Source organism: Cohnella sp. SGD-V74 (assembly GCF_003001675.1).
In the GTDB taxonomy this organism is placed as follows: domain Bacteria; phylum Bacillota; class Bacilli; order Paenibacillales; family Paenibacillaceae; genus Cohnella.
In genome coordinates this window covers 134,196-144,144 of record NZ_PVYW01000025.1, presented here as the reverse complement: position 1 = coordinate 144,144, position 9,949 = coordinate 134,196, and the positions used below count along the sequence as shown (strand labels likewise).

Annotated in this window: 5 protein-coding genes; all 5 read left to right on the top strand. The window is 53.9% G+C overall.

The genetic code is table 11. From position 1 onward, the window contains the following. The first annotated feature begins 573 nt into the window (after positions 1 to 573). The 5 genes from B0G52_RS29985 to B0G52_RS29965 all read left to right on the top strand — a co-directional run bounded on the left by B0G52_RS29985 (position 574) and on the right by B0G52_RS29965 (position 9,875). A complete protein-coding gene (locus B0G52_RS29985; RefSeq protein WP_094050101.1) occupies positions 574 to 3,741 on the top strand; it encodes an efflux RND transporter permease subunit in 3,168 nt (1,055 codons plus the stop codon). Positions 3,742 to 3,776: 35 nt separating this feature from the next. After that, entirely contained in the window at positions 3,777 to 4,679 is a 903-nt protein-coding gene (locus B0G52_RS29980; protein WP_094050100.1) for a TetR/AcrR family transcriptional regulator, read from the top strand. A 298-nt stretch (positions 4,680 to 4,977) separates the two neighbouring features. Beyond that, positions 4,978 to 6,576 (top strand): response regulator, encoded by a 1,599-nt coding sequence (locus B0G52_RS29975; protein WP_158223946.1) that lies wholly within the window; start codon positions 4,978 to 4,980, stop codon positions 6,574 to 6,576. After that, the gene (locus tag B0G52_RS29970) at positions 6,573 to 8,345 is read left to right on the top strand and encodes a cache domain-containing sensor histidine kinase (protein ID WP_094050098.1); all 1,773 of its coding nucleotides are present in this window, start codon (positions 6,573 to 6,575) and stop codon (positions 8,343 to 8,345) included. The genes B0G52_RS29975 and B0G52_RS29970 overlap by 4 nt, the downstream gene beginning before the upstream one ends. Positions 8,346 to 8,465: 120 nt before the next feature. After that, on the top strand, positions 8,466 to 9,875 hold the full coding sequence (locus B0G52_RS29965) for an ABC transporter substrate-binding protein (protein ID WP_233163195.1): 1,410 nt from the start codon (positions 8,466 to 8,468) through the stop codon (positions 9,873 to 9,875). The last annotated feature ends 74 nt before the right edge of the window (positions 9,876 to 9,949 follow it).

The window sequence follows — 9,949 nt, the reverse complement described above, 5'->3', positions numbered from 1 at the left end:
GGATTTTTTATATAATCGCCATGAAAAACACTTATATTATTACATATATAGCTAATTGTAGTTATTTTCGCGTGAAGTTTTATGCAACGCTAGTGCGCTTGGCGGGCTTATGTGCGCCCTCCCGGGCATTTTCTACGCAATAGAACCGCCCCACGAGCTAAACGCCCGCGAACCTCCCGCTCCCTACGCAATAGAACCGCCCCACGAGCTAAACGCCCGCGAACCTCCCGCTCCCTACGCAATAGAACCGCCCCACGAGCTAACCGCCCGCCAATCTCCCGCTCCCAGCACAATAGAACCGCTCCACAAGCTAAGCGCCTGCCATCCTCCCGTTTCCCGAATGTCTGAGCTCCCGCCCGTATTCGAAATGTTGGAAAAAGGGAGATACTACGGAAGGAAGCGGGCGGTTCTCCAGTTTCGAACGGCTGTTCAATAGCTGGCGGCCCAACGATTTGACCGATCGTTCGGTTGAAAATTCATTGTTCGTACGCATTATTGCCATAATGTCCATTTGACTTTTGACCGATCGTTCGATAATATTTTGGTCAGAGAGATTGGAGGAGGAAGAGGACAATGAAGAGTGTTATCGGATTTTCGCTTAAGAACAAATTCGCGTTATGGATGATCACGATTATCGTGGTCGTCGCGGGTTTGTATTCCGGTATGACCATGAAGCAGGAAAGTTTGCCCAACCTGAGCTTCCCGTTCCTTAGCGTCACGACGGTAGCTCCGGGTGCAGCGCCGGATACGGTCGTACAAGATATTACGGAGCCGCTCGAAAAAAGACTCAAAAATACGGAAGGCGTCAAAAATATAACCTCGACTTCGATGGAGAACGTGTCGTCGATCTTCATCGAATACGACTTCGGCCAAGATATGGACCAGGCCGTTGCGCAGCTCAGGGAAGCGGCCTCGGACGTCAAGCTGCCCGAGGGAGTGCAGGCGCCGAGCATTTCCAAGTTTTCGTTCAACTCGTTCCCGGTCATCTCCTTGAGCGCATCCGGCCACGGGAACCTGGAAGAGCTGACGAGAGTCGTCACGGAAGAAGTCCAGCCCGCGCTGGAAGGCGTGTCGGGAGTCGCATCCGTGCAAATCGCCGGCCAGTACGTACAGGAAGTAACGCTGAAGTTTAATCAGGCGAAGCTCGCCGAACTGGGCTTGAATGAAGATACGATCAAGGGGATCGTCCAAGGTTCGGCGCTGAAAGCTCCGCTGGGACTGTTCCAATTCGACCAGACGCAGAAGACGGTAGTCGTCGACGGCAGAATTACGACGATCGACGACCTGAAGAACGTCGCCATCCCGGTCGTTCCTGCCGGTGCGGGAGCAGGGGCCGGAGCCGGACAAGCCGGGCCTGGCGGAGCTGCAGGTTTGCCGGATGCCGGCGCGCCTCCGGCAACGGACGAGGCGATCGACAACGCCCCGATGCCGAACATCGGTCTTCCGACCGTACTGCTCGGAGATGTGGCCGACATCGAGACCGTAGGCAAAGCCGAATCCATCTCGCGCACGAACGGCGCGGAGTCTATCGGTATCCAGATCGTCAAGGCGAACGACGCCAACACGGTCGAAGTGGTGAATGGAGTCAAAGCGGAAGCCGACAAGCTGAAGGAGAAATTCACGGATCTTAAGCTCGACGTGATGCTGGATCAAGGCAAACCGATCGAGGAATCCGTCGAAACGATGCTCAGCAAAGCTTTGTTCGGAGCGCTGTTCGCGGTAATCGTCATTTTGCTGTTCTTGAGAAACATCCGCACGACGCTGATCTCGATCGTCTCGATTCCGCTGTCGCTCATTATCGCGGTGCTGTTCCTGAAGCAGTTCGACATTACGTTGAACATTATGACGCTCGGAGCGATGACCGTCGCGATCGGCCGGGTGGTCGACGACTCGATCGTCGTCATCGAGAACATCTATCGACGGATGTCGCTCAAAGGCGAGAAGCTCAAGGGCGCCGAGCTGATCAAGGAATCGACGAGAGAGATGTTCCTTCCGATCATGTCCTCGACGATCGTTACGATCGCCGTATTCTTGCCGCTCGGTCTCGTCAGCGGCATGGTAGGCCAAATCTTCCTGCCGTTCGCTCTGACGATCGTATTCGCGCTGCTGGCGTCCTTGCTCGTGGCGGTTACGGTAGTGCCGATGTTGGCCCACCAGATGTTCAAGAACGGCGTGAAAGAAGGCAAAGGTCACGACCACGAAGAGAACAACGGGAAGATGGCCCAAGGCTATCGCCGCATCTTGACCGCCGCGTTGAACCACAAAATCATTACGCTGGTCGTCTCGTTCGCGCTGCTGGTCGGAAGCTTGTTCCTTATTCCTCTGATCGGCGCGAGCTTCTTGCCGGAGCAAGAAGATAAATACGCGATGGTGACGTACAGCCCGGATCCGGGCGATCGCATCGAAGACGTAGAGCAGAAGGCGCTCATCGCCGAGAAAATCATTATGGATCAATCGGACATCACAAGCGTACAATACTCCGTCGGCGGCGAAAATCCGCTGCAGCCGGGGCCGTCCAAGTCCGGATTGTTCTATCTGCAATATGACAGCGAGACGAAGGATTTCGCGGACAAGAAGACGGCTCTCATCGAAGAACTGCGCAAAGCCGTTCCGACGGGAGAATGGGCCGAGATGGACCAGACCGGCGGACTCGGCGGAAGCCAGTTCAGCCTGAGCGTCTTCGGCGAATCGCTCGACCAGATCGCTCCGGTCGCTAATCAGATCGCCGATCTGATGAATGCCGACGATTCGTTCGAGAAAGTCAAAACAAGCCTGTCCAAGACTTACGAGCAATACACGTTCGTTGCCGATCAGGAGAAGCTGAGCCAGTACGGGCTCGTAGCCGGTCAGATCGCGATGGAGCTTAGCCCTCAGCGCATTCGTCCGGTGCTGACCCAGATCGAGGAAGACGGCAAGCGTTACAACGTGTACGTCGCGGTCGAGCAAGCGGAATACAAGAGCGTGGACGACATTCTGGCCAAAAAGCTGCGCTCGCCGCTCGGAATCGAAGTGTCGATCGGGGAAGTAGCTACGGTCGAAGAAGGAACGTCGCCGAACTCGATTGCCAGACAAAATGGAAAAATGGTCGTTAACGTGACCGGCAACATCACGAAGTCGGACGTGGCCAAAGTATCGAGCGATCTGCAGGCGAAGGTTGACGAGCTGCAGCTTCCGTCCGGGGTCGACGTGGAATTCGGCGGCGTAACCGAGCAGATCAACGAGACGTTTACGCAGCTTGGCCTGGCTATGCTGGCGGCCATCGCCATCGTATACTTGGCGCTCGTGCTTACGTTCGGCGGCGGTCTCGCTCCGTTCGCGATCATGTTCTCTCTGCCGTTCGCGATTATCGGCGGATTGGTGGCTCTGTACTTGACCGGCGAGACGCTCAGCGTTTCGGCTCTGATGGGCGCGCTTATGCTGATCGGGATCGTCGTTACCAACGCGATCGTACTCATCGACCGCGTCATTCACAAGGAGCGCGACGGCCTGTCCACTCGCGAAGCGCTGCTCGAAGCGGGCGGTACCCGTCTTCGTCCGATTCTGATGACCGCGCTGGCCACGATCGGCGCTCTGCTGCCGCTGGCGTTCGGATTCGAGAGCGCAGGCATTATTTCCAAAGGACTCGGCGTAACGGTTATCGGAGGTCTGATCAGCTCCACGCTGCTGACGCTCCTGATCGTTCCGATTATTTACGAATTGCTGATGAAAATGAGACGTAAACCGAAAAGCGCGAATGCTTAACGGGAAGTTGCCGTCGAAGGAAAGGGTAGACAGCCATGCAGGATAAGAAGAAGCTGATTCTCGAGGCGGCGATTCGCTGCTTCGCTCGCAAAGGCTTCAACGCGACATCGATACAGGAGATCGTCGACGAGCTGGGCATGGCCAAAGGTTCCATCTACTTCTACTTCAAATCCAAGGACGATTTGCTCATCTCGGTGATCGAGTATTACGGAGAGATGCTGTTTGCGCAAATTAAAGAACAGCCCGGGGAGACGCTTCTCCCTCCCCGGGAGAAGTTCGCCGTTCAGCTTGAACGCCAGTACCGATTCATTCATGAGCATCTGGATTTTATGAAAATGCTGATCAAGGAACCTTTTACCGGCCTGCATCCGCAAATTCAGACGATGATCATGCGGCTTCGCGCGAGATCGCAGCTAATGCATATCTCCCATCTGATGGCGATCTACGGGGAGTCGGCCGCTCCTTATTCGGCGGACGGGTCCGCGCTGGTGTCGGGGGTGTGGTCGCAGTATTTCGAGGCGTTGCTCTTCGAGGAACTGGTGTTCGACGGACGACAGCTAAGTCATTATATCTTGCGGAGGCTGGACGATCTGATGAACGGCTTGCTTCGTTCCGGAGAGCTGCCGATGCTGCCGCCGATGGATCTTGTCAAGCTCCGTACCATGGCCGGTTTAACGGAAGAGGTTGTGACCGAGGAGCTGCAATTGCTGGCCAAGATAGAAGGGAAAATCGTCGCAACCGCCTCCGAACGCGGGGAGGACGTACAGCGCGACCTGCTCGACGCGCTGGCTCTGCTGAAGGAGATCGTCGAGAAGCCGGCGACGGGTCATCGTTTGCTGGTAAGAGGGATGATCGCTCTGCTGAAAGAGCATGTGCCGCGCGATCTGGAGGAGACGATCAGCCGGCTGGAGAGCTTGATTGGCGGAGCGAACGCTTAGAGAACGTGAAGACGGCCGGGTTCATGCACAATTGCATGGACCCGGCCGTCTTCACGCTCTATTTACCTAAAATAAGTCCACCTTTCCAAAACGAATGACCTGTTAATGCAAGAGAGCTGCATATATAATGGAAGGCAAGGGAAATCCCGCTCTGCGACCGGCTTCGGCGTGATGGAGTTGCACCGGATTATTCGCTTAGGCTGCAGAGTTATCATATGGAATGGATGTACGCGCCTGCTCACGTGAAGGCGCTTTTTTTCGCTAAGCGGCAATGCAAAGAAGCGAACGGGGGGAGAACTTGAAGATACTGGTAGTGGATGACGAGCCGAGACACCTTAGAGGGATGATGAGCTTGATTCGCCAACTGCGGCCGAACGCTCAAGTAACAGCCGCCAAGGACGGGGAAGCTGCGTTGGAGCAAGTGAGGTTGGACTGTCCGGAAGCGATATTGACGGATATCCGGATGCCCCGAATGGACGGGCTGGCTTTCCTGGAGAAGCTGAAAGATGAGGGAATAGAGACGAAGGTTGTCATGATCTCCGCGTATAATCTGTTTGAGTACGCGCAGATGGCGGTCCGTCATGGGGCCTACGACTATTTGTTGAAGCCGGTGGAAGTGGAGAACGTCAAACATTTGCTGGACCGCATCGAACTCCAACTGGATGCCGAGTCGCTCCAACGCAAGGAAACGGAAGATATGAAAAATCGACTGACTGTCGCTTCCTCCGCTTATCGCAGCCGACTGTATCTTTCCTGGCTGAACGAGAGCTTGACGCCATCCGAGCAAGAAGAGATGGACAAGATGGATTGGCTGCAGGGCGGCGGCACCGTCATCTATTCCGAGCTGAGATGCGGCAGGTCGGACGAGGAGAAAATAAGCGGCGCAGCCTATTTGCAGAGCTTGGAGCAGAGCTGGTCGAAGCTGGGGAAAGCGATCACGATTCTCCACAACGGGCTTCAGGAGAGAAGTTATCTGGCGGTAACGATCGTATGCACGTCTCCGCTCACTCCGGACCTGGAGCAGCAAATTCGCTCGATCTCCCGGTCCCTCGCGATGGAATTGTTGGCGGCGGGGAAGCTCACGCACGGTATAGGGCCTTATTGCCAGTCACTGTCCAAGGACGGGCCTCAAGCTTACCGAGCGGCTCAGACAGCCAATGAACAACATTTCTTCGATTGCTGGGAAGGTCTGTTTCTCTATGAGGAGTCCCGAGCTTCTCCCGGCCACCCCGTTCCGATCGATTCGGAAAGACTATTCGAAGCGCTGCTGGGCAACGAGGTTGAGCGTGCAATCGATCAGTGCAAAGCCGCCTTCGAACAGCTGTCGGATTCCGGTTATGCGACACCGGCGCTGGTGAAGGAGCACGCCTCCCTGCTACTCATGAAAATAAAAAGCAGAATACACGATCTCGTGGATCGGCAGGTTGGCAGTCTGCTTACGCAAACCGCGGCAACGCTTGTTCAGGAATGCCGTTCCTACAGCGAGCTGTTGGAGCAGTTGGAAGCGAGCCTGCGAGAAGTACACGCCGCTCTGATTCAGGTTCAGCAGGACAAGAACGAAATTATCGTCGCGAATTGCTTGAGGTGGATACAAGACCATGTCAAAGAGGATTTAACGTTGGAGCGGGCCGCGGCGCATTTTTTCTTTAACCCGTCTTATTTCAGCACATTCATTAAAAGCAAGACCGGAAGGACGTTCTCCGAGCATGTCACGGCTGTCAGGATGAGGCGCGCCAAGGAGCTGCTCGCGGAGAATCGGCTCAGAATCTACGAAATTTCCACGGAATGCGGCTACCAGGATACGAAATATTTTTGCCGGGTATTCAAGAAGCATCACGGCATATCCCCAGAAACCTACAAGCATACTTCACTTCCGGAAAGGAAGCGCAAGGAATGAAGACGACTTTCCGCTCGCGAATTTTGGCAAGCTACATTTTCCTGATTGCGATTCCGCTCATCGTGCTCGGAATTGTTTATTATCGAACGAGTCTGCAGGTGGTCACGGAGCAAGCCCAGAGGAACGTGTACGAAATCGTCAAGAAAAACAACGCGATCATGGATACGAAGCTTGGAATCATAGAGCAGAATAGTTTGGCCTTATTTGTGGACAAGGATTTATTTCGCATATTCAGCAATCTAAACCCTGCGAACGAAGCCGATATCTTCGAAGCGGATCGTCAGGTTTCGGCGGTGTTAAGAAAATACTTCTCCTTGAACGAGGATGTCTATGCGTATCAACTGTGGACGTCCTATTTCACTTTCGGGCAGATGCTGCCGCAAGGAGACCCCACGCAGTCGGATGTTTATCGCAAGGCGCAACAGGCCGGCGGGAAAATCGTCTGGTATCCTACCTACGATTTCGTCGATATGTTTGAGCAGCCGTATTTGCAAAATGGCAAGCTGGACTTCCGCCATTTATTTTCCGCGACGCGGTATTTGGACTTCTCGTACTTGGATAATACGACGCTTGAGAAGATGGATGCCGGCGTGGAACGTCCCGTTCTTGCGATAAGCCTCAAATTGGAAGCGCTGGGATCACTCTATGAGGAGAGCTTTCCTGAGAGCTCCCGTTATTTGGTCATGAACGAGGAGTATAAAGTCGTAGCCAGCAGCGACCCGAACAAAATATCGCAAGTCTACAGAGAACAGTGGCTGGAACGATTGCAGCAGGAGAACAGCGGCACGTTAAGAATGACGTTGGACGGAGAGGCTGTCATCGTCTGCTTCGATCGCTCGACAGTTACCGGCTGGATATCGGTCGTATGGACGCCGGAATCGGCGCTGGTGAGCAGCCTGGTGCCCGTCATTCGAACGTCGAGTATGTTGATGGCCGTCATCCTGGGAATCGTGGCCATGGCGCTTGCTTACTTCATTGCCGGCAGAATCACGAAGCCGATCAAGAAGCTGCTGGGGGCGATGCGCTCTGTCGGGGAAGGAGACTTTCAGACGCAGATCGCGGTTCGCACGAATGACGAGTTCGGGATTTTGCTGCAGCGGTTTAATCGTATGAATGAACAGATCCGGCATCTCGTCACGGAAAATTACGAGATCAAGCTGAAGGAGCAGGAGGCAGAAATTCAGGCGCTCAGCATGCAGATGAATCCCCATTTTCTGTACAATACGTTAAATGTGATGAATTGGACGGCCATCGAGAATGGGCAGAAGGAGCTCAGCAAAATGCTCGTCTGTCTGTCCAACATGCTGCACTATACGTCCCGCAAGGATTGGGGAGCCGTTCATCTGTCGGAGGAGATGGAGTGGATGAACAATTACTTCTACATTATGTCTGCCCGCTTCGAGGACAAATTCGCCATCGGTTATGAGATTGACCCGCGGCTCTACGAGTATAAGGTCCCGCGGTTGTTGTTCCAGCCCTTTGTCGAAAATGCGATTTTGCATGGCTTCGACCAGATCGAGACGGGTGGTTTTATTCGGATTCGGGGTTGGATCGAAGAGGATGCCCGGTATTACGAAATTGCCGATAACGGCCGGGGGATGAGCGAAGATACGGTAAAGGCGATTTTATTCCGCGAATCTTCCTCCGTCGGCATCAAAAACACGATTGCGCGAATTCAATTGCTGTATGGCGGGCAATACGGCATCACGATAAACTCCAAACCGAGCTCGGGAACGAGCGTCGTGATTACGCTGCCGCTGAAACCCTAATATTAGTCCACCATTCCAAAGACTTTGGGAATATGTAAGCGTTACCTCTGAATTTATAATCAAAGTATCATAGACTGCAGCTATGAATCCTTAAAGACATAACCGAGAGGGGTTCGGAAAATGAAACGGCAAAAAAAATCGATCATGGTGCTCATGATCATGATCATGATGCTTATACTCTCCTCCGTAATATCCGCGTGCGGGAAGTCCGATTCAGGCGGCAGCCCATCTTCGCCTTCGGCATCCGGCGAAGCCGTATCGAAAGAGCAGATTACACTTCGCATGACCGTATGGGGGTCGCCGGAAGAGGTTGCAGCCTACAAATTCGGGATTCAGCGTTTCGAAGAGAAATATCCGAATATTAAAGTCGACCTGCAGCACATCGCCGCGGATTACGATACGAAGCTGACGACGATGGTTGCGGGCAATGACGTGCCGGATATCGCGATGATGGAGTCGGGCAGCATTGCCTATCCGCTTGCGGAACAAGGGAAGTTCTATAATCTTCAAGAGTTTCTCGACAAAGATTCGTTTATCAACGTGGACAGCCTCGTTCCCAACATCATGTATTCGCTGGAGCCGGGCAATGTGATCGGGATTGGACCCGGGCCGGAATCGTTCGCTCTTTTCTATAATGAGGATATTTTCAAGGATGCGGGCATTGCTCCTCCTCCGAGCAAGCTGTCGGAAGCGTGGACGTGGGATGAATTCGTCGAAGTCGCCAAACAGTTAACCGTCGATACGAAGGGGAGAACGGCCAATGATCCGGGGTTCGATCCGAAAAATATTAAGCAGTATGGCGTGAGCGCCTCTACCTGGTGGGGAATGTACAGCAACTTCATTTACTCCAACGGCGGGGATTTCGTGTCCGAGGATGGCAAGAAGTTCGCTCTGAACGAGCCTGCTGCGGTGGAAGCGCTCCAGAAAATATCGGATCTGATGAATGTGCATCATGTCTCGCCTTCGCCGGTGCAGGCGAAGAACATTCCGGCGACGAATGTCGCGCTTCAAACGAAGAAGGTGGCGATGGCGATTGACGGCCAATGGGCCAGCGCGGGCCTGGCGCAGTCGAATTTCAACTTCAACGTCGGGGTAATGCCCGTTCTGAAAGAGCCGGTAACGACGGTCGTATGCGGCATGTTCTCGATGTTCAAGTCCACGAAGTATCCGCAGGAGGCTTGGGAGCTGATGAAGGCGCTGATCGATCCGGAGGCTTCGATTGAGATGATCACGAGCGGAACATGGATGCCTTCGTACAAAGATTGGTACACCGACCCGGCTATGCTGGCGAAGTGGACCGAAAATCTGGAAGCAAGACCTTCGGGATATAAAGACGCTGTCGTCGAGGTGATCTTGACGAAAGGCCATCAGACGCCTACCGGCTATGTAAAAAACTTCAACAAAATTATGGATATCGTTAATCCCGCTTTGGATAAAGTGTGGCTTGGCCAGCAGACAGCGCAGGAAGCGATGGATGGAATCGCCGCGAAAGCGCAGGAGCAAGTGCAGGGTCGCCGGGATATCAAGTAGTCGGAAAACCGCGAATGCTGCGATAGGAGGACGGCGGTCTGCTGGCAGACCGTCTTCTTCTTGACCGGAAGCTT

Excerpts from the sequence above, each read along its gene's own strand:
- B0G52_RS29965 (WP_233163195.1), top strand. The coding sequence starts at position 8,466 with ATGAAACGGCAAAAAAAATCGATCATGGTGCTCATGATCATGATCATG.
- B0G52_RS29980 (WP_094050100.1), top strand. The coding sequence starts at position 3,777 with ATGCAGGATAAGAAGAAGCTGATTCTCGAGGCGGCGATTCGCTGCTTC.
- B0G52_RS29985 (WP_094050101.1), top strand. The coding sequence starts at position 574 with ATGAAGAGTGTTATCGGATTTTCGCTTAAGAACAAATTCGCGTTATGG.
- B0G52_RS29970 (WP_094050098.1), top strand. The coding sequence starts at position 6,573 with ATGAAGACGACTTTCCGCTCGCGAATTTTGGCAAGCTACATTTTCCTG.